This is a genomic window from Nocardia jinanensis (genome assembly GCF_014645735.1).
GTDB lineage: Bacteria > Actinomycetota > Actinomycetes > Mycobacteriales > Mycobacteriaceae > Nocardia > Nocardia jinanensis.
In genome coordinates, this window is the sequence record NZ_BMMH01000005.1 from 211,397 (window position 1) to 232,882 (window position 21,486).

Annotated in this window: 20 protein-coding genes; 13 read left to right on the forward strand and 7 right to left on the reverse strand. The window is 65.6% G+C overall.

The genetic code is table 11. The features are described 5' to 3' along the window. Positions 1-159: 159 nt before the first annotated feature. The 3 genes from IEY68_RS14330 to IEY68_RS14340 are packed head-to-tail and all read right to left on the reverse strand — an operon-like array spanning position 160 to position 1,786. Entirely contained in the window at positions 160-1,077 is a 918-nt protein-coding gene (locus tag IEY68_RS14330; protein ID WP_062997674.1) for an alpha/beta fold hydrolase, read from the reverse strand. An 8-nt stretch (positions 1,078-1,085) separates the two neighbouring features. Next, positions 1,086-1,487: an acyl-CoA thioesterase family protein gene (locus tag IEY68_RS14335; protein WP_062998058.1), complete on the reverse strand. Its 402-nt coding sequence runs from the start codon at positions 1,485-1,487 to the stop codon at positions 1,086-1,088. A 17-nt stretch (positions 1,488-1,504) separates the two neighbouring features. Then, positions 1,505-1,786: a hypothetical protein gene (locus IEY68_RS14340; RefSeq protein WP_062997672.1), complete on the reverse strand. Its 282-nt coding sequence runs from the start codon at positions 1,784-1,786 to the stop codon at positions 1,505-1,507. Positions 1,787-2,083: 297 nt separating this feature from the next. Between IEY68_RS14340 and IEY68_RS14345 the strand changes: the two genes are divergently transcribed. Further along, entirely contained in the window at positions 2,084-3,256 is a 1,173-nt protein-coding gene (locus tag IEY68_RS14345; protein WP_062997670.1) for an amidohydrolase family protein, read from the forward strand. A gap of 198 nt (positions 3,257-3,454) precedes the next feature. Here IEY68_RS14345 and IEY68_RS14350 read toward each other — a convergent pair whose 3' ends face one another. Beyond that, positions 3,455-4,507, reverse strand: coding sequence for a TIGR03617 family F420-dependent LLM class oxidoreductase (locus IEY68_RS14350; protein ID WP_062997668.1), 1,053 nt, complete (start codon positions 4,505-4,507; stop codon positions 3,455-3,457). Positions 4,508-4,747: 240 nt separating this feature from the next. On the opposite strand from IEY68_RS14350, the gene IEY68_RS14355 reads away from it, so the two are divergent. The 3 genes from IEY68_RS14355 (at position 4,748) to IEY68_RS14365 (ending at position 7,358) form a co-directional block, all read left to right on the forward strand. Next, the gene (locus IEY68_RS14355) at positions 4,748-5,452 is read left to right on the forward strand and encodes a FadR/GntR family transcriptional regulator (protein WP_229718776.1); all 705 of its coding nucleotides are present in this window, start codon (positions 4,748-4,750) and stop codon (positions 5,450-5,452) included. Continuing rightward, on the forward strand, positions 5,449-6,225 hold the full coding sequence (locus IEY68_RS14360) for an enoyl-CoA hydratase (protein ID WP_062997666.1): 777 nt from the start codon (positions 5,449-5,451) through the stop codon (positions 6,223-6,225). Before IEY68_RS14355 ends, IEY68_RS14360 begins: the two co-directional genes overlap by 4 nt. A 68-nt stretch (positions 6,226-6,293) precedes the next feature. Further along, complete coding sequence (locus tag IEY68_RS14365) at positions 6,294-7,358, forward strand: CaiB/BaiF CoA transferase family protein (RefSeq protein WP_062998051.1); 1,065 nt, start codon at positions 6,294-6,296, stop codon at positions 7,356-7,358. 79 nt (positions 7,359-7,437) lie between these two features. On the opposite strand, the gene IEY68_RS14370 is transcribed toward IEY68_RS14365, so the two are convergent. After that, a complete protein-coding gene (locus tag IEY68_RS14370; RefSeq protein ID WP_229718777.1) occupies positions 7,438-8,547 on the reverse strand; it encodes an acyl-CoA dehydrogenase family protein in 1,110 nt (369 codons plus the stop codon). Between the two features lie 11 nt (positions 8,548-8,558). Continuing rightward, positions 8,559-9,725 carry an acyl-CoA dehydrogenase family protein gene (locus IEY68_RS14375; protein WP_373292978.1) on the reverse strand — a complete coding sequence of 389 codons (1,167 nt, stop codon included), beginning with the start codon at positions 9,723-9,725 and terminating at the stop codon, positions 8,559-8,561. Between the two features lie 132 nt (positions 9,726-9,857). Between IEY68_RS14375 and IEY68_RS14380 the strand changes: the two genes are divergently transcribed. From IEY68_RS14380 to IEY68_RS14390, 3 genes are read left to right on the forward strand one after another with little or no spacing between them, the layout of a single operon-like run. Further along, the gene (locus tag IEY68_RS14380; RefSeq protein ID WP_062997662.1) at positions 9,858-11,108 is read left to right on the forward strand and encodes a Zn-ribbon domain-containing OB-fold protein; all 1,251 of its coding nucleotides are present in this window, start codon (positions 9,858-9,860) and stop codon (positions 11,106-11,108) included. Next, a complete protein-coding gene (locus tag IEY68_RS14385) occupies positions 11,105-12,265 on the forward strand; it encodes a thiolase C-terminal domain-containing protein (protein WP_062997660.1) in 1,161 nt (386 codons plus the stop codon). Before IEY68_RS14380 ends, IEY68_RS14385 begins: the two co-directional genes overlap by 4 nt. A 42-nt stretch (positions 12,266-12,307) precedes the next feature. Beyond that, entirely contained in the window at positions 12,308-13,807 is a 1,500-nt protein-coding gene (locus IEY68_RS14390; RefSeq protein ID WP_062997658.1) for a class I adenylate-forming enzyme family protein, read from the forward strand. A gap of 246 nt (positions 13,808-14,053) precedes the next feature. Here the strand turns inward: IEY68_RS14390 and IEY68_RS14395 are convergent, their stop codons facing one another. After that, positions 14,054-14,662 (reverse strand): TetR/AcrR family transcriptional regulator, encoded by a 609-nt coding sequence (locus IEY68_RS14395; RefSeq protein WP_062997656.1) that lies wholly within the window; start codon positions 14,660-14,662, stop codon positions 14,054-14,056. 92 nt (positions 14,663-14,754) lie between these two features. Between IEY68_RS14395 and IEY68_RS14400 the strand changes: the two genes are divergently transcribed. The 6 genes from IEY68_RS14400 (at position 14,755) to IEY68_RS14425 (ending at position 21,483) form a co-directional block, all read left to right on the forward strand. Next, positions 14,755-15,843 carry a phosphotransferase family protein gene (locus tag IEY68_RS14400; protein ID WP_062997654.1) on the forward strand — a complete coding sequence of 363 codons (1,089 nt, stop codon included), beginning with the start codon at positions 14,755-14,757 and terminating at the stop codon, positions 15,841-15,843. Continuing rightward, on the forward strand, positions 15,840-16,775 hold the full coding sequence (locus IEY68_RS14405; RefSeq protein WP_062997652.1) for a DUF7064 domain-containing protein: 936 nt from the start codon (positions 15,840-15,842) through the stop codon (positions 16,773-16,775). Before IEY68_RS14400 ends, IEY68_RS14405 begins: the two co-directional genes overlap by 4 nt. Beyond that, a complete protein-coding gene (locus IEY68_RS14410; RefSeq protein ID WP_062997650.1) occupies positions 16,772-17,686 on the forward strand; it encodes a DUF7064 domain-containing protein in 915 nt (304 codons plus the stop codon). Before IEY68_RS14405 ends, IEY68_RS14410 begins: the two co-directional genes overlap by 4 nt. A gap of 499 nt (positions 17,687-18,185) precedes the next feature. Further along, positions 18,186-19,337, forward strand: coding sequence for a phosphotransferase family protein (locus IEY68_RS14415; RefSeq protein ID WP_063916266.1), 1,152 nt, complete (start codon positions 18,186-18,188; stop codon positions 19,335-19,337). Positions 19,338-19,830: 493 nt separating this feature from the next. Then, a complete protein-coding gene (locus IEY68_RS14420) occupies positions 19,831-20,619 on the forward strand; it encodes an MlaE family ABC transporter permease (protein WP_062997646.1) in 789 nt (262 codons plus the stop codon). Positions 20,620-20,622: 3 nt separating this feature from the next. Then, complete coding sequence (locus tag IEY68_RS14425) at positions 20,623-21,483, forward strand: ABC transporter permease (RefSeq protein WP_062997644.1); 861 nt, start codon at positions 20,623-20,625, stop codon at positions 21,481-21,483. The last annotated feature ends 3 nt before the right edge of the window (positions 21,484-21,486 follow it).

Below are 21,486 nucleotides of genomic sequence, written 5' to 3' on the forward strand. Positions count from 1 at the left end.
ATGACCGGCGGCGCCGTCATCGCCGGTGCGGGCCGCACCACTTTCTCGCGGCGACCGGGTGATCACGGCCCGGCGCCGCGGCGGGTCATCGCCGGTTCACGGGCGATACGGAACGGCGTGACGCTGCCCCGTTCCCGCTCGGTGCGAGAGGACGGGAACCTATAGCGGGCCCTGGGGGGTGCCGACCATCGACTGATCGAGAAACTCGAGCAATCCGGCGGTGAAAACGTCGTTGTCGTCGCCCGCCACCATATGCCCGGCTCCACGGACATCGACGACCTGCAGCCGCGGGATCAACTCACGCATCTCGGCCACACCCTCGTCGGAAACCACATCGGACATCTTGCCGCGCACGAGCAGCACCGGGCACTCGATCCGCCGGGCAGCGCTCTTCGATCGCTCATAGGCCGCGGGACTGATGGGCAACTCGGGATCGGCGGGGGAAGAGGCGAGTTCGATGGTGCGAGGGTCCCAATGCCAATGCCATCGCTCGCCGCGCAGCCGCAGGTTCTTCTTCAGCCCTTCCACACTGCCCGTACGACGCCGATGCGGGTTGTAGGCCGCGATGGCGGCGGATGCCTGTTCCAGGCTCTCGAAACCGTCCGGCGCGCTCATCATGAAATCCCGCACCCGGGCACTTCCGGATTCTTCGACTCGCACCACCACGTCGACCAGCACCAGGGATTCCACAAGATCCGGGTATTCACCGGCGGCGAGCAACGATACGAGCCCGCCGAGCGAGGCTCCGACCGCGCCGAGCGGGAGCCCGGGATCACGGCGGCGGACCTCCTCGACCAGGGCCAGCAGATCACCGAGATGCGCGGAGAGACCGTATTCGGCGCCGCCGGACCAGTCGCTGTCACCGTGACCACGGAGATCCACCGCGTAGGCGATCCAACCGAATCGCCCCAGTCGTTCACCGGTCGCGCGCCACGAGTGCCGCGTCTGGCCACCGCCGTGGAGCAAGACCACGATGCCCTTGGCCCGCGCATCGACACCGGCCCAACGATCGGCCGCCAACGTCAACCCGTGTCCGGGCAGTTCGACTCGCTCGTGCCGAACGGTGGGTGTGCTCATTGTTCTCCTTACGCTGCCAGGACCGACTCGAGGGCCGCGCGTTGCGCCGCCGACAACGGCACCGATGTCTTACGGTCGGCTGCGAGCCGGGCCAGCACAGTGGTGATGACCGCACCGGCCACGCCGTGTTGATGTATCACCACCCGGAACCCCAGACTGCTGGTACCCAGCCGGATGAGTTCGACCTCCGTGTGGACTTCGCCGACGAACAGCTCACGGGTGAACGTCGCGGAGACATCGACGACACCCAGGTCACCAGGGTGCAGAAGATCACCGCACGCCTCGACCAGGAGTGAACGCCACGCGGCGGCGGAATGCTCCATTGCGAGATAGAACGGCACATGGGCGCTGTCGACAACGGTGCCGTCCCGTTCCGGCCGGTGCGTGATGGGAGCTGTATAGACCTTCATCCGCGTGCGAACACCGCTCACGTGTTCCGCTTCGCAACGCCCTTGTACCCGAAGAATTTCTCGAAGTTCTCGTCGTTGATCGGCTGGCGGCTGTTGCGGTCACGCGCTGCCCGCAGCGTCGTGAGTCGCGCTCGCGTCGCGGTCAGCGCTTCCGATTCTCCGGCCTCGCTCAACTCGCGCACCCGCTGTTCGAGGGCCTCGATCTCCTGATGTAGCCGAACACCTGCCTCACTGTAGGTGAGCAGGTCGTGGTCGTCCTTGTCCTCACGCTTCGGGACAGCATCACCGTGTTCGGCCATCACGGACCTCCATCGTCTCGCCCGGGTACTCGGTGCCTACTCTACTAGTCGGACCTGAATCAGGTAAATAAATACTCTTATACAGAGAGCCCAGAGCGGCCATTGCACGACTGAACTGGATCTTTGCCACGGGACACCGACCGAAGACCGGCAAATCGGCGAAGAATCCGGACCAAAGGGGCTCGCATCCGGTGACGTGATCTGGTTCACTTGAAACATGGCCAAAAGAGGCCAATCAGTTTAATATATTCGGCTCAAGGCGAGCAGTCAGCGAACCTCGTCAAAGGAGACCTAAGAATGCCGTTGCAGGATCACCACCAGATCGTCTCGGTCGACGACCACCTCATCGAGCATCCCCGGGTGTGGCAAGACCGCCTACCCGAGAAGTTCAAAGAGCGTGGCCCGCGAATCATCGAGCAGAACAACAAGCATGTGTGGCACTACGACGGAGATGTGTTCCCCACCGTCGGGCTCAACGCCGTCGCCGGCAAGCCGCCGGAGGAATGGGGACTGGACCCCGTTCGCTACGAAGACATGATCCCGGGCTGCTACGACCCGAGCGCCCGGATCAAGGATATGGATGTCGACGGAGTGCAGGCGGCTTTATGCTTCCCGTCATTGCCCGGCTTCGGCGGCGGCGTCTTCCACCGCGCCAAGGACAAGGAGCTCGCGCTCCTGAACGTCAAGGCCTGGAACGACTTCTACATCGACGAGTGGTGCGCCACCGCGCCGAGCCGATTCATCCCGATGTCGCTGATACCGGTGTGGGACCCGCAACTGGCCGCGCAGGAGATCCACCGCACCGCGGCCATGGGCTCGCGCACCATCAGCTTCCCGGACGCCCCGGTCCCACTCGGACTGCCCTCCTTCCACGACAAAACCTACTGGGAACCCGTATGGGACGCGTGCGAGGAGACCGGCCAGGTCCTGTCCCTGCATTTCGGTTCGGGGTCCTACGTCCCGGGCTTCTCGTTCTCGGGCACCAAGGCGATCCCCGGTCAGGTGGTACTGCCCGACGCACCGTTCGCGGTCGCGATCACCATTTTCTCCACCAACCTCATGTGGACGCTGGTGGACCTGATGTTCTCCGGTGTACTGCAGCGGCATCCCAAACTGCAGTTCTCGCTCGCCGAAGGTGGCATCGGCTGGATTCCCTACATCCTCGAACGCGCCGACTTCGTCTGGGAACGTCACCGCCACTACCAGCCGATCGACTTCGACACCCGGCCGTCGGACCTGTACTTCAAGCATTTCTGGGGCTGCTTCATCGACGACGAGTTCGGTGTCGAGAATCGCCACAAGGTGGGGATCGACCGGATCATGCTGGAGATCGACTACCCGCATTCGGACTCGAACTGGCCCAACAGCCGCAAGCGCGCGGCCGAGGTGCTGGCCGACGTCCCGGATCACGAGGTCGAAATGATCACCGAGACCAACGCTCGCCGGATGCTCAACTTCCCACGCGTCTGAGGAACGGGAACCGAACCCGCTGCACTGACCCACCGGCATACGGCGATCCGCGGACTACATGCGGATCGCCGTATTCGCTGCACCGCGTCGTCGGAGGCGATCGGTCCAGGACCACGGGCGACCGATCGGAGAGGATGCTGCGAGCCGGCTGCATGGCCGCGTCGGCAACGCTCGCGCAGGTATGATCCCGGCGCGAGGTCAGCGTAAGGGCGAACTCACGGCGGGATCGTAGACCTTCGGCGCGGCCCGCCACGCCGACAGAGCCGAATCCGTGGCGGCGGTGACCGAAATACGGTCGGCCACCGGCCCCCAGCGCCTGCCGACTTCGGCCGCGGCGCGCTCGACGCTCGCCGACACCGCAAATCCGTCGACCACATCGTCGGGCACGATCGTCGGCATCCGCGCCCAGTCCCCCTCCTTCGACAAGCGGTAGAGATCCTCGTGCAGGCCCGACCAGCCGTGCAGATCGAGCACACCTCGATATGCCGGCGTCGAACCGTAGAACGCGATCTGGCCGCGAACGAACTCCCGCGACTGGGCGATGTCGGCATCGGTCGCACCTGTTGCCACCATCGGCGAGACGATCACCTCGAACTCGTCGCGCGCCCGGCCGGCCGCGGCGAGTGCGTCCTCGACGCTGGGTAGCAACACCTCGCGCAGATAGGTTTCCGTGACAAAGGAATGCACCAGCAGGCCGTCTGCCACCTCCCCCGCCACCCGGGCCATACGCTCACCGACCCCGGCCACGATCACCGGCGGATTGCCGTAGGGATTGGGCCCCGGGTCGAACATCGGGGTCATCAGGGTGTGGTGGTAGAACTCGCCCTCGAACCGCAGCGGTGCCGAGTTCTCCCAACTACCCCAGATCGCACGCAACGCCAGCACATACTCTCGCATTCGTGCGGCCGGCCGCGACCAGGGCATCGAGAACCGGCGAGTGATATGCGGCTTGATCTGACTTCCCAGCCCGAGCGTCAGCCGACCCGCCGAAAGGGTATGGACATCGTTCGCGGCGATGGCCGTCACCATGGGGCTGCGAGCGAAGGCGACGTAGATGCTGGTACCCAGACGCAGCGTCGAAGTGGCCTGAGAGGCGGCTGCCAGCAGCAACAGCGGATCGTGGCACGTCTCACCGAGAAACAGTCCGCCGAAGCCGCTCCTCTCCACGTCGGCCGCCATCTCGCCGAGCGGACCCGTTCCCGGGTCGATCGCCACATCGAGCACTGCCGGCGGGCGGGGACTCTCTGTCATGACACTCCTGATCAACGCAATAACGACTGCGGAATTGCCGCGATTCGGCCTCTTCCCATAGAACCTAGCAGGATATACAGTGCAAATAGATTACTAATTTCACCCTCGGCGGCAAGGCCCGAACCCTGGCAGGACGTCTCGAATGACCATTACCGCCCTCCGCCGGTATTCACGGTGGACGATGCGAACGCCGTCTCCGGCCGAACCCGGCGCGGACCGCCACCACCCATGAGAGCCGGCATGGACGGTTCACGCACCCGCGCCGCCGAGATCGCCCGCCGGATCGAGGACGAGGTGATCGCCGACGGTTGGCGGGCGGGCCGGGCCCTCGGATCCGAGACCGTGTTCATGGAGCGATTCGGGGTCAGCAGATCGGTGGTCCGTGAAGCGTTCCGCATCCTCGAGAGCCGTCGTGTCGCGAAGCCACGTCGCGGACCGGGCGGCGGCTTGGTGGTGACCGCTCCCGAGCGCTCGGCAGTGCTCGACCAGGCATCGCTGTTCCTGGAATACGACGGCTTTGCCGCCGATGACCTGTTCCAGATGATGGAGCTACTGGAAGTAGCGGCGGTAGAACAGGTTTCGGCGACCATCGACGCGGAAGGAATAGCCCGGCTGCGCGAGATACTGGCAGCGGAGACCGACGTCGACGATCCGAGGTTCGAACCGGTGACCGTCTATACCGAACTGGCCCGGCTGTCGAACAACCCGGTGCTCTCGCTGTTTCTCCACATCGGCAACAACCTCGCCCGGACCCACGGTGTCCGGCCTTCCGACAGTGAAATGCGCTGGATCCATCGGCACAGCGTGGAGCTGGTGGAGGCTCTCGCGGCCGGCGACACTCTCGCCGCCACACGCAGCGTACGACGCCGTATCCGCGGGATGAGCCGGCGACAGTCCGTCTCGTCCACCCGCATCACCTCCGATCCGAGAACAGGAGAGCCATGACGGTTCCCGAACTGGTCCTCGTCGAGCAGATCGACACCACCTGCCTGATCACGCTGAACCGCGCCGAGGCACGTAACGCGTTGTCGCGACGACTCAACCAGCAGCTCATCGCCGCTGTGACGAACGCCGACTCCGATCCGGCGACCGCTGTTGTCCTCCTGACCGGCGCGGGCGCAGCGTTCTGCGCCGGGATGGACCTGAAAGAACTCGCCGAACACGGATTCGCCGGCGCCGACCGTGCCGAGAACTGCATCGATCGGGTCGCCGCCTGCCGCACTCCCGTGATCGGACTCGTCGACGGACCGGCGGTGACCGGTGGCCTGGAGCTCGCACTGGCGTGCGACTTCCTGATCGCGTCGGAGAACGCGCGATTCGCCGACACCCACGCGCGGGTCGGCATCGTGCCCGGTGGTGGTCTCACCGCGCGATTGACGGAGGCGATCGGCGTCCGACGTGCCCGCCAGATGAGCGGCACCGGGCACTATGTCGACGCTGGAACAGCGGTGGAGTGGGGGCTCGTCAACGAAGTGGTCCCGTCGGCCGCGCTGCGCGACCGTGGCCTGGCGGTGGCCGCGGGCTTCGCCGCCGCCGATTCCGCCACGCTCACCGAGGTGTGGGAACTCTACGACACGGTGTCACGCCAGGAGACCTCGCACGCGATCGACCGCGAGGCCGGGATCAACAAGGTCTGGGCGGCTCAGGCCGCCACTCTGGCCGAAAGCACGAAGGCGGTCTTCGAACACGGACGGACCCAGAACAAGGACGTCCGGTGAAACCGCTGTCGGACGGCTCCGCGGCCCACATCGACGAGTCGGCACGAAGGGTGCGAGCGCCCGGCCCGTTGGCGGGATTGAAGGTGGTGGAGCTGGCCAATATCGGCCCCACCGCGCATGCGGCCATGGTTCTCGCCGACCTCGGCGCGGACGTCGTCAGGTTCCAGCGGCCCGGGGATACCGGCACTCCCCCGTCCATGCTTCGCGGGCGACGCCTCGTTTCCGCGGATCTCAAGGATCCCGCCACCGTCACCGAACTCCGCACCGTCGTCCGGTATGCCGACGTGCTGATCGAGGGATTCCGCCCCGGAGTCGCCGAACGTCTGGGCGTCGGACCGGACGAGTTGCTCACCTATAACCCGCGGCTGATCTACGCCCGCCTCACCGGGTGGGGGCAGGACGGTCCACGCAGCGGCGCCGCCGGACACGACATCAACTTCGTCGCCCCCACCGGCATCCTGCACTCTATGGGGCCGGCGGATTCCCGGCCGACGCCGCCGTTGAACCTGGTCGCCGGGTTCGCCGGTGGTTCCATGTTCGCGGTGACCGGCATTCTGGCGGCCCTGTGGGAACGCAACTTTTCCGGTCGCGGGCAGGTCGTCGATATCGCGATGGCCGAAGGCGCGTTGGTGCTGGCGCAACAGTCCTGGGCGCTACGTCCCAGCGGCTACTGGTCCGACCTGCGCGGGACCAACCTCGTCGACGGAAGCTGTCCGTTCTGGGACACCTACGAATGCGCCGACGGCCGCTTCATGGCGGTCGGCGCCTTCGAACCACAGTTCTATTCGCGGTTGCTGGCCACTCTGGGCATCGATGAGACAACCGCGCCCGCACAGGACGACCGCGAGAACTGGCCGGCCCTGCGGGAGATGATCGCCGAACGTTTCGCCCGGCACAGTCGCGACCACTGGGCGTCGCTCTTCGACGCGATCGACTCGTGTGTGACGCCGGTGTTGGACTTCGCCGAAGCAACCGGCGATCCGCAGTTCCGGCATCGGGGTGCGATCGTGGAAATCGACGGCGTGCCCCAGCCGGCGGCAGCTCCGCGTTTTTCGCGAACTCCCGCCGCCACTCCGCGCCCGCCGACGGCTGTCGAGGGAGTTGCCGACCTCTGGGGTGCCGACGGGAACTGAACAGGTCGAGACAGATTTCCGAAGCCGAGCGGAATCGGCCGGGACCAGGCCGTCGAGAATCTGCTGGGCCGCGTGCTACCTACGCCCCTTCCTCCGGGCGAATCGAGGCGGTCAGCACATCCCAGGGATTGTCAGCGGTGAGGAGCCGCTCACCCAGCTTCTCCGACCACCGGCGCGGCGATCCGAACCCGGCGATCGCTGCGCGTGCCCGCATGGTGTGCAGCCACAACGCATGTTCCGCGGTGACTCCGATGGCACCGTGCAATTGATGCGCGGTGCTCACGACCTCGTCGACGCATTGCCCGAGCGTCACCTTTGCCACCGCGACCGCGAAATCTGTTTCCGCGGCCGCGAATCCCCGGTCCTCGGCCGCGGCCACGGCCATACCGGCCGCCACCGAGCCTCTTTCCACGGACCCGCTCAGTGCCGCCAGTTCGTGCTGCACCGATTGGAACTTGCTGAGGCTCCGGCCGAACTGCACACGATCGCGGGTGTGGGTGATGGTGAGTGCCACCGCCGACCGCAGACTACCCACCACCTGCAGGCATCTGGCCCAGGCACCCCGCCGTTCCAACTCGGTGAATGCTCGATCCGACAGTTCGGCGCATCGGTCCCGGCGGACCGATACCTCGAAGCGTCCACGCGGTTCGCCGGCGAGATCGTCAGTGGTGCTCACCCGATGTGCCGCCGGGTCGATCACCGCGACGAAGCGTCGCCCCTCGACGCCGAGGACAACCACAACCGCGGCACAATCGCTCGCCCACGGCACGTCGCTCACCGTTGCGGTCAGCATCGATCCGTCCGCGGTCGCGCTGGCGAAACCTAGTGTGAGCGGGCCCGATTCGGGTACCGGCAGCGAAGTCTCGGCCGCGATCCAGGCGGCCAGCAGATCCGTCTCGGCGACCGGTACCGGACAAGCGAAACCGGCCAGACCGGTGAGCAGGACCGCAGCCTGCGCAGGCCCGGCCCCGAGGTCGGCGGTGGTGGTCAACCGGCTCAGACCCGTTTCCTCGAGATTGCCCCACAGAACTCCGTCGAGGCGTGCCGGCCGGCTGCGCCGGCCGGTCAGGCGGTCCCACGATCGCCCACCCAGGTCCTCGACCAGCGCGCGCAGGTCGTCGTTGTCATCGGCCGAAGTGGGGCTCCCGAGCCCGCTCATCGGATTTCCGATGGAGTCCACAGTGGTCATCCTGTCTCCTTCTACCGTAGCCCCAGGCCACGGGCGACTACTCCACGCAGGACTTCATTGGTTCCACCACGCAGCGTGAACAAGGCCTGATGCAGCCGAGCCTCCCGTAAGAGCTCGGCGATCTCGGCCGGCACCGGCAAGCCGGATTCGGCTTCGATGTCATCGAGCAACCGGGCAACCGCATCGACCGAATCCCGTTCGAACTTCGTCCCCAGATCTTTGACGAGCGCGGCTCGATTCGTCGGCGATTCGCCGGTCTCGAGTGCACGCGCGACTCCCGCCGAGAGCTGCCGCAAGGAGATGACCCGGGCTCCCAGCTCTCCGATGGCGGCCTTCACCGCAGGTGACGGGTCGTGGGAATTCAGCCAGCGGACAACCGCCAGCAGCAACGGCATCGTGGACAGAAATCGTTCGGGACCACTGCGCTCATAGGAGAGTTCGGCGGTGACCTGAAACCATCCGTTGCCGATCTCACCGAGCACGCCGGAGTCCGGAACGAACACATCGTTCAGCACGACCTCATTGAAATGGTGCTCACCCGACAACAATTCGATGGGACCGATATCCACCCCGGCGGCGTCGGTCGGGACCAAGAACTGACTGAAACCCTGGTGCCGGGCCGCCGGATCGGGCGGCGCGGTCCTGGCCAGGACAACCACCATATGCGCGTGATGGGCGCCGCTCGTCCACACCTTCGTACCGTTGACGACCCAGCCACCGTCGGTCCTGGTGGCCTTGGTCCGCACCGCGGCCAGATCAGAGCCGGCTCCGTGCTCGCTCATCCCGATCGCCGAGTAGAACCGGCCACCCGCGATCTCGGGGAGGAGCCGGGCCTTCTGCTCTTCGGTGCCGAAACGCAACAGAGTGGGCGCGACCTGCCGGTCGGCCACCCAGTGCGCCGCGACCGGCGCCCCCTGCGCCAGCAACTCCTCGGTGACGACATACCGGTGCAGATGCTCGCTTCCACGGCCACCGTACTTCGCCGGGATCGTCAGTCCCAGCAGGCCCGCTTCACTGAGCCTGACACTGAAATCGGGATCCCAGCGCGACAACCAGGAATCCACCGCGGGCCGCCAGCCGAACCGCTCCCGATCGGCCGCGAGGAACTCGCGGGTGCGCCCGCGAACCTCCTCGAGCTCCTGCTGGTGCATACCCAGTACGGCAAACGAACCGCTCACTTGGATCCCTTCCGGGCACTGTCGGGCCGCGATTGCGGACCGGTCGCCCAGTTGCCTCTAATCAGCTAACTATATACCCTATTTGAAGGGAGGTTGGGCCGCACTGGCACCCATCGAAAGAATGGCGAGACATTGAGTGAGATCGTAGCGATCGGCACGTACCTACCGCCGTGGACCACAGCGGGCAAACGGGTTCGCGGTCCCGACGAAGACGCCGTCACCATGGCTGTGGCCGCCGGACGCGTCGCCGATCCCGACCATCGCGCGCAGCGAGTGGTGGTGGTTTCGCGCACCATGCCACTCATCGAAGGCGGTAATGCGGCGGTGTTGCTCGCCGGCCTGTCGCTGGACGCCGGCATTCCCGTCACCGAGGTGTTGGGGGGCGGTCCCGCAGCCCTGGACCAGGTCGTGGCCGCCGCCCCGCACACCCTGATCATCGGTGCCGACGACTCCCCGACCGCCGCCGGGGCCGCCGCCGTGCTGACCGGAAGCGCCACTTCGGGCACCCGGCTGACCGCGGCCGGGGGGCAGACCCGGAGCCTGCCGGTGGTGATCCGCACCGACCAGGGCGAACGCCGTGAGTACGCCGACCCTCGATTGCAGCGGGAGGTCGGCGTCAAGGCGACCATCGCCCGTCTCGGCGTCGCCGAACAGCCCGGCCTCCGGGTGGCTGCCGTCGCCGGTGTCAAAGCCGCGCATATCGGTGGCGCCTTCGGCAAGACCCCGATCAACGATGCGAGCGATTCGGCGAGCGCCGCCATCAGGGCACTCGCGCAGGCCGTCGAGGCCGGGCAGAGCGGCCTGATCCTGGCCACCGAACAGTCGGTGGCCACCGCCGCCACACTGCATCCGGGCGATACCCCGGCGACGGTGACCCGGCACGAGGTCGTCAGCGGCGCACTTCCCGAGGCCGGCGTCGCGCCCGGCATCGGGATCCCGATCTCGCTGGCCGCCTATGCGCGCGCCTTCGAGCCGAAGATACGCTGGGAAGCCGCTGTCTTCCCCGGTGACGACACCCCCGTGTTCCCGCCGCGGCGAAGGGTCGACGACGCCGGAAACCTCCAGTCCGACTATGTCCTGCGGCCACTTCCGCGCACGGGTGAGGTCTACACGCACACCACCGTCGCCATACCGGTGCCCGATCTGCCCAGTCCCTACACCATCGCGTTGGTGCAGCTCACCGACAGTCCCGTACGGGTGCTGCTGAAGGTCACCGGCGCGACTGCCGGTGATGTCGAGGTCGGCCGGTCGGGTTCGGTGGTGTTGCGCCGGGTGGCGCTGCGTAGCGGTGTGCCGGACTACGGATACGCCTTCTGGCCGGACCCGGTGGCCGAGCCCACCACAGCGGTCACCGCCGATACGATCGAAGGAGCACGTCAATGAGGAAAGTGGCGATCGTCGGCGCCGGAATGACACCGTTCGCGGAGCACTTCGACCTCGGCATCAAAGATCTCATCCCGATGGCCTATTCCGAGGCCGCGGCGCATGTGGACAAAGGGATCGGCAAAGCCGATATCGAGGCGGCGTGGTTCGGTGAGCTCTCCACCACCGACGGATTTCCGTCCGGCATCCTCGCCGATACCCTCGACCTGACCGATATTCCGGTGACCCGCGTCGAAAATGCCTGCGCCACCGGCAACGACGCCGTCCGCAACGCCACGCTGGCCATCGCTTCCGGCCTCTACGACGTGGCGCTCGTGGTAGGTGCGGACAAGGTTCGCGAGACAGCGTCCAACACCACCTTCTGGGAATGGGCGGCGATGACCCGCGACAACGCCTGGGACTACCCCCTGGGCCTGGTGGCGCCGGCCAACTTCGCCCTGCACGTGACCAGGTATCTGCACGAATCCCCGGCCACGAAAGAACATATGGCGATGGTCGCGGTGAAGAACCACTTCCACGCGCTCAACAACCCTAAAGCGCAACTGCGGTACGAGATCTCCGTGGAACAGGCATTGGCGGCGCCCACCGTCGTCACACCGTTCGGGCTCTACGACTGCACACCGCAGAGTGACGGCGCGGCCGCCTTGATCCTCGCCTCGGAGGACGCGGTGGACCGGTTCACCGATCGTCCGGTGTGGGTGCGTGGTGTCGGCCTCGGCATGGATCGCGTGATGCATCAGCACAAGAAGGACATGACCACCTTCCCGCCCACCGTCAAGGCCGCCAAGGCCGCCATGTCGATGGCCGGCGTGACCCCCTCCCAGATCGATGTCGCCGAAGTCCACGATTGCTTCACCGGTGTCGAATTGATCAGTTACGAAGATCTCGGTTTCGCCGAGCGTTTCGAGGCATACAAGCTGGTCGAGGCCCGCGAACATTACGTCGGTGGCTCGATTCCGATCAACCCCAGCGGCGGGCTGAAGGCCAAAGGCCACCCCCCGGGCGCGACCGGGGTGGCGCAATGCTACGAGCTGTTCAACCAGCTGCGTGGCGAATCCGAGAATCAGGTCGACGGGGCCCGGATCGCGCTGGCCCACAACATCGGTGGCCCCACCGCGGTATCGGCCGTGACCATCCTGTCCAGTGACCGCGGCTGACCCGGTCCCGCTCAGCCGAAGCGTCATTCGAGAGGTATTGCGTTGACAATCTCACTGCTGCTGGAAATGGCGGCATCCGCACATCCGGAACGCACCGCGGTGGTCACCGATGAGCTGAGGCTGACCGTCGACCAGCTGGCGACGGCCGCCTCGGGCGGGGCCGGTGTAATCGCCGAATCCGGGGCCGAGCACGTGGTGTACGTGGGCACCGGCGGCGTTCATCTACCCCTGCTGCTGTTCGCCTCCGCTCAGGCGGGGATTCCGTTCACCCCGTTGAATTATCGGCTCAGTTCCGAGGGCATCAACGCGCTGATCGCCCGGCTGCCGAATCCGCTCATCGTGGTCGACGCCGAGTACCGCGAGATGGTCGATATGCCCTCGGAACGTCTGCTCGACTCCGCGGATTTCCTCGACCGCGCCCGCGCTGCCGAACCGATCACCACGTTCGTCGATCCGGACGAATCGGCGGTGGTGCTCTTCACCTCGGGCACCACATCACGGCCCAAGGCAGTCCAGCTGTCCCACAGCAATCTGACCAGCTACGTGATGCAGACGGTCGAGTTCGACAGCGCCGCGGCCGAAGACGCGGTCCTGATCTCGGTCCCGCCGTACCATATCGCCGGAGTCGGCGCCGCATTGTCGAATATCTACAGCGGACGCAAGATGGTCTACCTGCGCCGGTTCGACCCACACGAGTGGATCCGGCTGATCCAGCGGGAGAACGTCACCACGGCCACCGTGGTCCCGACGATGCTGGATCGGATCGTCACCGCCCTCGAAGCCGCACCCGCCGAACTCCCCACACTGCGCAACCTGGCCTACGGCGGCGCCAAGGTCGGCCTGCCATTGGTACGCAAAGCGCTCGAGATGCTCCCCGGCGTCGGGTTCGTCAACGCCTACGGCCTCACCGAGACGAGTTCGACCATCGCCGTGTTGACACCGGACGACCACCGCGCGGCCCTCGCATCATCCGATCCCGTGGTCAGCGCTCGCCTGAGTTCGGTTGGTCAGCCCGTCCCCGGAATCGAAGTGGAAATCCGCGACGCCGACGGCGAAGTCGTCCCGCCGGGAGAACCCGGTGAACTGTTCGTCAGGGGCGATCAGGTGTCGGGGAAATACGAGGAGATCGGGTCGGTCCTGGACGATGCGGGCTGGTTCCCGACCAAAGATATCGCGACTCTGGACGCCGATGGTTACCTGTTCATCACCGGACGATCCGATGACACCATCATCCGCGGCGGCGAGAACATCGCGCCCGCGGAGCTGGAGGATGTGCTGATCGAGCATCCTGCGGTGCATCAGGTCGTCGTGATCGGCGTCGACGATTCGCAATGGGGCCAGAGCACCGTCGCGGTAGTCGTTCCCGAACCCGGAAGTGAACCCGACGCCGAGGACCTGCGTGCCTTCGCCCGTAAGTCGCTGCGCGGTTCCCGGACACCGGACAGGGTGGTCTTCCGCGACGAGCTGCCGACGACAGCCACCGGAAAGATACTGCGCCGTACCCTGGTCGAGGAACTCAGCCCCGTCGTGGATACCGCCTGAGCCGCGCTCTTCCGAGCAGGAGGGTGGCCCGCCTGCGCAGGCGGGCCACCCTCGTATTCGTTACCCCATTCCGGACTCACGGGAACCGCTATCTCGGTGCGGCCGGAAGCAGCGCCGGATCGGCCGCGCCTCGCTACTTCCGCCGTATGCCGGCAGTCACCGGCGTCGCCCCGGCAGCCGCCGCAGCCGGAGACCGCCGATACAACTGACACACCATCAGATATTCGGGTGACACCGGCGAAGGCCTCAGTCGGCCGAGGCCTGCAGCGCGGCGCGCAGGATGAAGGCTTGCGAGGCGATCAGATCATCGAAAGGAACCCCGTCGCGGGCGAAACCATCGATTCGCGCGGCCGAACTGGTCAGCATCATCACCAATGAGCCGGCCACCCCGACGCGGTGGCCCGTGCGCACCGCGGGTGCGAGCGCGTAGGTCACCGACATCATCAGCCGTAACAACACTCTGAAGTACCGCGGATCTTCCTCCACCTCCGAGGCGATGATCGTCTCGAGCAGCCCACGCCGGCCACGCCAGAACTCGTAGAAGAGGCCGACGAAGTCCTGGTAGTCCTGCTCGTCCACGTCTGGATCCGCCAGTTCGGATGCCGCGTGGACCACCGGGGCGAACATGTCCAGATGCCGCTGCGCCACCTCCGCGGTGGCCGCGACGACATCGGGAAAATAGGTGTAGAACGTCGCCGGGGAAACCTGTGCGGATCGGGCGATCTCTCCCACGGTGATCTCGCGATGATGAACTTCCAAACAGCGTTTCTCGACAGCGTCCAGTATCCGCCGGCGTGTTTCACGCCCTTTGCGGCCCGCGACCGTTTCCGGACCGGTACGGGCCGAGCTACCCATGGCTGCACCACAACATCATGGGTTCAGTCTGCCAGCCTGCCTCGCGCCGACAAAAACTTGACACCCTATCAGTTTTCGGTTTGTGTAGGTAGGTGACCGATGCACCTGCCACCTCGAATGCCGACGAAGCCGTGGTGCAGTTCGCCGCACGCACGCTGAGCCTCGACACCGTGCGCCTGCAACGCCTGCCGGGCGGCGCCTCCCGCGGATCGTTCCTGGTCCAATCGACCACAGCCGACGATCCGGTCGCCTTCCTGCGCGTCGACGAAGGACGCGGCGGTCTGAGCAATACCTCCTTCACCCTCGCGCGAGAGAGCGCCGTGATCCGGGCCATGGCCGAAAAAGGCATACCGGTGCCGCGCATTCTCGGTGAGAACCTCGACCCGCCCGCACTACTCATGCAGTTCCTGCCCGGCCGCACCCGGCTCAACGTCGAGTTGGCCGAACAGGTCGGCCCCGCGTACATGGCCGTACTCGCCGAGATCCACCGGCTCCGGCCGAATGAGGTGCTCGCCGACGCCGCGCTCGAGGGAAACCGGGCGCTGCAAGCCGACCTGAACTGGTGGACGGACCTGGCAAACGAAAGTGCCGACGCCGCGCCCTACCTCGCTCTCGCCCTCGAGGCTCTGCGTATCTCGATACCGGAGCCGGATACCCACGCGGTATTCCTGCACGGAGACGCCGGTGCGGGCAATTTCCTGGTCGACGACGGCCGTATCGGCGGGCTCATCGATTGGGAGATGGCACATACCGGCGACTTCCACGAAGATCTGGCGTGGGTGTGCATGCGGATGGTTTTCACACCGTTCGGCACCGTGCGACAACGCCTCGCCGACTACGAAACGGCCAGTGGCCGTACTGTTCTCGAGTCCAGATTGGCCTGGTACAAGGCGTTCGTGACGTGGAAGGCATTGGTCGCGGTCGACCGCACACTCCGGCAGGGAGCAGGGCAGAACAGCGAGGTCGTACAGACCTCACGACTTGTCTCGGTCGCGTATCAACCGCTACTCGCAGACCTGCTGCTGCGCCTCCTCGACGAGGCGGCCACGTCTGCCCCGGACACTGCGAGGATCGCCCGCGAGCTGAGCGCGTTCGCCGCCGAGGCCGAACGAACAGCCCAGAGCGACGAAACGGCGGTCCGGGTACTGGCACGCGCCCGAGCAGGAGGATTTCTTTCGTGACCACGACACTGACCACGGCCGACGACAATTTTCACCCGCGCGGCGACGATCCGTGGTGGACCGAGACCGTCTGGTTCGCCTGGATGGTCCCCGAACGGCAGCTACTCGGCCACTACTATCTGTCGTTCCGATCCAACCTGGGGGTGTTCGCGGGCGGTGTCACGGTCTTCGACAACACCGCCGAACTGCCCTGGGAACTGCCGTTTCATTCGTGGGATTGGCATCAGCCGATTCCCGGCGGCCTCGATTTACGGCGGGCCGAACTCGACAACGGTATGCGGATCGTGGCGGAGGAGCCCGGGCAGCGGTATCACCTGACCTATCGGCACCGCCGTGGGCTGAACCTGGATATGCGGTACACCGCCACCCACGAACCGTTGCTGACCGATGAGGTGCCACCGTTCAACAAAGGCCACCTGGACCAGATCGGCCGGGTGACCGGCGAGATGGTGCTGCACGGGGAAACGATCCCGATCGACTGCTTCGCGATGCGCGATCGCTCGTGGGGCCCGCGTCGCGAGGGACCCCAGCCCCGGGCCGGCTACACCTATTCGGCGCTACCGGACGGCACGGCTTTCCTCTCGGTCAGCGTGTCCAACGATCACTCCGACGAGATCAGGACCGGATTCCTGACTCGTGACGGCATCCAGCACCGCCTGGTGGCCGGTGACCGGAAAGTCGACCGCGACCGGGACGGCCGACCGGCCACGGTACGTATCGACGCGGTCGACGAGATCGGTCGATCGATGGCGGCCGAGGGACGGGTGATCAGCCGGCAGGTGCTGCCGGTGTACTCGTCCATGCTCTGCTGGAACAGCCTGGTGGAGTGGACCGTCGACGGACAACAGGGGTGGGGGGAAGATCAGGACGTGTGGCATCCCCGGAAGTGGCGGCAGTTCAAAGAGTCTTCGATCGGGAGTGACATCGCATGAACCACAGCCTGACTCCGCTCGACGATATGTTCCACCCGCCCACCGATGATCCGTGGTGGACCGAGACCGTCTGGTTCTCGTGGATCGTGCCGGAGCGAGGGCTGGTCGGGTACGTATACCCGGTCTTCCGGCCGAACGTAGGTACCCAATTCGGTGGTGTCGTGGTCTTCGGCGATCGTCCGGTGCCGCCGTGGGAGGAGCCGGTGCACGCCTTCGACTGGCATCAGCCGATCCCGCCCGGCCTGGACCTGCGCGATATGACCTTGGCAAGCGGTCTCACGATACGTGTGGAAAGCCCGGGCGAGGTGTACTCCGTCCAGTACTCGGGCCGCGATCTCGAACTCGAGCTCACCGTCCGAGCACGGGGTACAGCTCTGGTGACCCGCTCGTCCACCCCGCCGCTGGGGGCCGGGCATATCGATCAGATGTGCCACGTCACCGGCCATATGGTTCTGGATTCGCAGAAATCGGCGGTCGATTGCCTGGCCATCAGGGATCGGGCCTGGGGTTCCCGGCGCGACGGACGGCAGCCGCGGGTGAGTTATTCGTGGGGCGCCGCCTCGGCCGACGAGTATTTTCTGGCCGCCGGCGTTCACCGCGACGGTATCGACACCCTCACCACCGGATTCCTGATGCGCGACGGCCGGTGGTCGCCGGTGATCAGCGGCAGGCGCCGAACGGTGCGGGGAGCCGACGGGCAGGTCACCGAGGTCGAGATCGCCGCTGTCGACGAGCTGGGGCGTGAACTGGCCGTCAGCGGACGAGCTACGCCCCGCCACCTCTTCGAGGGATATCCGGGCATGATCTGCTGGACAGGTCTGGTGGAGTGGAATCTCGACGGGCAGACCGCCTGGGGCGAAGACCAAGATGTCTGGTCTCCGGGGAGCTGGCGGCGGCACAGACTCGCCTGATCCGGATGCATGCGCGTCGAAACAGCATAATGAACACTTCCATCCAACCGTTTGATTCATTTATCTATTAGTCGGCCCCGTACATCTAACAACAGGCTGACCAGGGAAAATACCAGTTCCGGAGTAGCCGGTCCGATGGCTACGGCCTTCCGCCCGAGCATGCCTCCTCGCCCTGAGCCACCGATCCCCCATTGCATTCGCGTGACAAGCTGTATAAATTCATGGTGCGTGACGCAGGACACAAGAGAGTGATCCCGCTGATCGGGCCGAGACCTCGACACCGACGCGCCGCCGTTGAGCCATGCCCCCGCGTGTACGCCGAAAGAGCGGTGTATGCCGACGATCGTCCACACCTGCCGGCCGCCGAAGCGGTACGGCACCACCGTGATACGGCACCGGAAGCGAAGTACACGCAACCGTCGCTCCGACCCGGCAACCCATTCGGCGATCACACAGCTGATGTAGCGGCGGAGCATTCGACACTATGGAGCACAAGCACATGACGATCACCGCGAACGCGAAATCGGTGGGCGAGGCAATTGCCGCGCTGTCCCCCTGGAGCCCGCGGACCCCGTTACACAGAGTCACAGACGTGACACCGGAGTTGCTGACCCGGTTGTTGTCGGGTACGGGCGGCGCCCGAGTGGAGGCCGTCGAGCTCGGTAAGGGCACCAGCGGTACCACCGACCGGCAGCAGGTCACGGTTCAGTGGAACGATGCCGGCAGGCGGGACGGTCCGCCTGCGTCGCTCTTCGTGAAATCGACCCCGTCCATGGTCACGAATCGTCTCATGTCCGCGGTCACCGGGCTGAGCCGCGTGGAGACGACGTTCTACAAGAGCTGCCGTCCCGGCCTGCACAATGTGCCGGCACCGCGGTGCCATTTCGCCGAATACGGTTCCGGGGCACGGCACTTGATCATTCTGGACGACATCACGATCGACGGCGTCCGCCCGTGCGAACTGACGGAGGACTGCACTCTGTCGTTCGCCGAGAATTTGATGGACACCTTCGCCGCCCTGCACGGTCAGTTCTGGGAGACCGCCCGATTCGGCAGTGACCTTTCGTGGGTCGCCCCGCTGAGTGAGCGGGTCGGGTTCCGTGCATTGGCATGGCAGTTCCGCAGGATGCGTACTTCGCTGACCGAACGACCGGAGCTCTCGTTGCCCGATGAGGTTCATCGCATGTGCGAGTTCGTCAACGCTCACGACCGTGAGCTCTACCGGCGCTGGGAACGCGGCCCCCGCACATTGATCCATGGCGATACCCACCTGGGCAACACCTTCGAGCCCGCGGACGGCCGTGCCGGCCTGTTGGATTGGCAGCTGGTACATCGCGCGCCGGGTCTGCGCGAAGTCGCCTACACGCTGATCTGGTCACTGCCGGTCGAACTGCGTCGCCAACACGAGTCACATCTGATTTCGCGCTACCTCGACGGCTTGGCGGCCAACGGAGTGACGGATCCACCGACCTACGAGCAGGCCTGGGACGACTACAGATTCTTCGCCTTCGATGCGTGGGACTCGATCGCGTTCGGCGTCGCGTGGCCCGGTATGCAGTCGGTGGAAACCGTCGAGGCCGGTTTCCACCGGGCCAATGCCGCGGTCGCAGATCTCGAGGTCTCGGAGGCCCTCGCCTCCTACCTGAACTGATCACCGCGGATAGTAGTCGCGGTATCCGACCGCGAGGATGCAGTCGAGGCACCGGCTCCTCATCGCGTCACACGACCCACCGGACCGAACGAGTCCACAGCCGGCCGGCCGCCCAGCAGCTCGATCTCGACCGGGCATCCATGCTGCGGCCTTCGACTGCACCGACAGCCGGGTGACGCCCGCTTCGGATTGCCGAACGACCCTCTGCGCGAGATGTTAGCTGAGGCAAGCTTCCCGCCGGCCGGACCGGCGGCTTCGCCGCCGAATTCCCCCACGGCCACAATCCAGGACACGCTGATCGGCCGGAACGTGCCCCCGGTACGAGCTGCGATGATCTGCCATTTTACCGGGAAAGATTTAGACTTATTCATTTAATCTATTCAACCTATTGTGTTTTTTCCGTGTCTATGTCAACTTGGTTGCCGACAGTTGCTGTGACGGCGAGCACACGATCTGACTGCACGCACTGGACAGACGGAAACAGGAGGACGCGATGCAACCGAAAGTCGAGGCGCCGCTGCGCGCCAAGCTGCGCGTGCCGGTGTCTGCGGTGGGTGGGTTCTTCTCCATGTGCGCGGCCACCGCCCGCGCCTCGACCAAACGGCCGTTCCCGTGGACCGAGTTCTTCGAGCAAGGATGGTTCCTGGCCCGGGTAGCCCTGCTCCCGACCATACTGGTGGCCATCCCGTTCACGGTGCTGGTCATCTTCACGCTCAACATCCTGCTCGTCGAATTCGGAGCCGCCGATCTGTCCGGCGCGGGTGCGGGGCTGGGGGCGGTAACGCAAGTAGGGCCGCTGGTCACCGTGCTCATAGTCGCCGGCGCCGGTGCCACCGCGATCTGCGCCGACCTCGGCTCCCGGACGATCCGGGAGGAAATCGATGCCATCCAGGTTCTGGGCATCGATCCGATACACCGGCTGGTCGTACCGCGCATGTTCGCGTCGACGATCGTCGCTCTGCTGCTGAACGGGCTGGTGGTCACCATCGGACTGATAGGCGGATTCCTGTTCTCGGTGTACGTACAGAATGTGACCCCCGGTGCGTACGTCTCCAGCCTGACACTGGTCACGGGCCTGCCCGAGGTGATCATCTCGGAAGTCAAAGCCGGTCTGTTCGGGCTCATCGCCGCACTCGTCGCCAGCCATATGGGCCTCACCGTCAAGGGCGGACCGAAAGGGGTCGGCGATGCGGTCAACGAGACCGTGGTCTACGCGTTCATGGCGCTGTTCGCGGTCAATGTCGTCGTCACCGCGGTCGGCGTCAAAGCAACGTTGGGATAGCGAATGACTGAAGAAGTATCGGTATTTCGAAGTAGGTACCCGCGTGCGGCGCACAGGCTCGCCGCGCCCGGCCGGGCAATGGATCACGTCGGCCATCAGGGCTGGTTCTTCTACCAGAGTTTCCGCCAGATGGCCCACGCCGTACGGACCTACCGTATGGAAGTGCTGCGCATCATCGCCGAAATGGGAATGGGCACAGGTGCATTGGCGATCATCGGCGGTACCGCCGTCATCGTCGCATTCATGACCCTGTCGGCCGGCGCGCTGCTGGCGATCCAGGGTTTCGCGTCCCTCGGCGATATCGGTGTCGAGGCACTGACCGGTTTCTTCTCCGCATTCATCAACGTGCGCATCGTGGTTCCGGTAACCGCGGGCATCGCCCTCGCGGCGACCATCGGCGCCGGCGCCACCGCACGCATCGGCGCCATGCGGATCAGCGAGGAAATCGACGCGCTCGAGGTCATGGCGATCCGGTCGATCTCCTACGTCGTCTCGACCCGGGTGATCAGCGGACTGATCGTGATCATTCCGCTGTACTCGATCGCGGTGCTGATGTCGTTTCTGTCGTCCCAGCTGTACACCACATTGCTGGCCGGTCAGTCCTCCGGCGTGTACAACCACTACTTCTACACATTCCTGCGACCGACCGACCTGATGTGGTCGTTCGTCCAGGCGATCGCGATGGCGCTGACGGTGATGCTCATCCACTGCTATTACGGTTTCAATGCCGCCGGCGGTCCCGCCGGAGTCGGCTACGCCGTGGGGCGTGCGGTTCGCGCGTCGCTGGTCGCCGTTGTCATGGTCACTCTGCTGGTCTCTCTCGCGGTGTACGGCACCACGGGCAATTTCAATCTCGCCGGGTGAGGG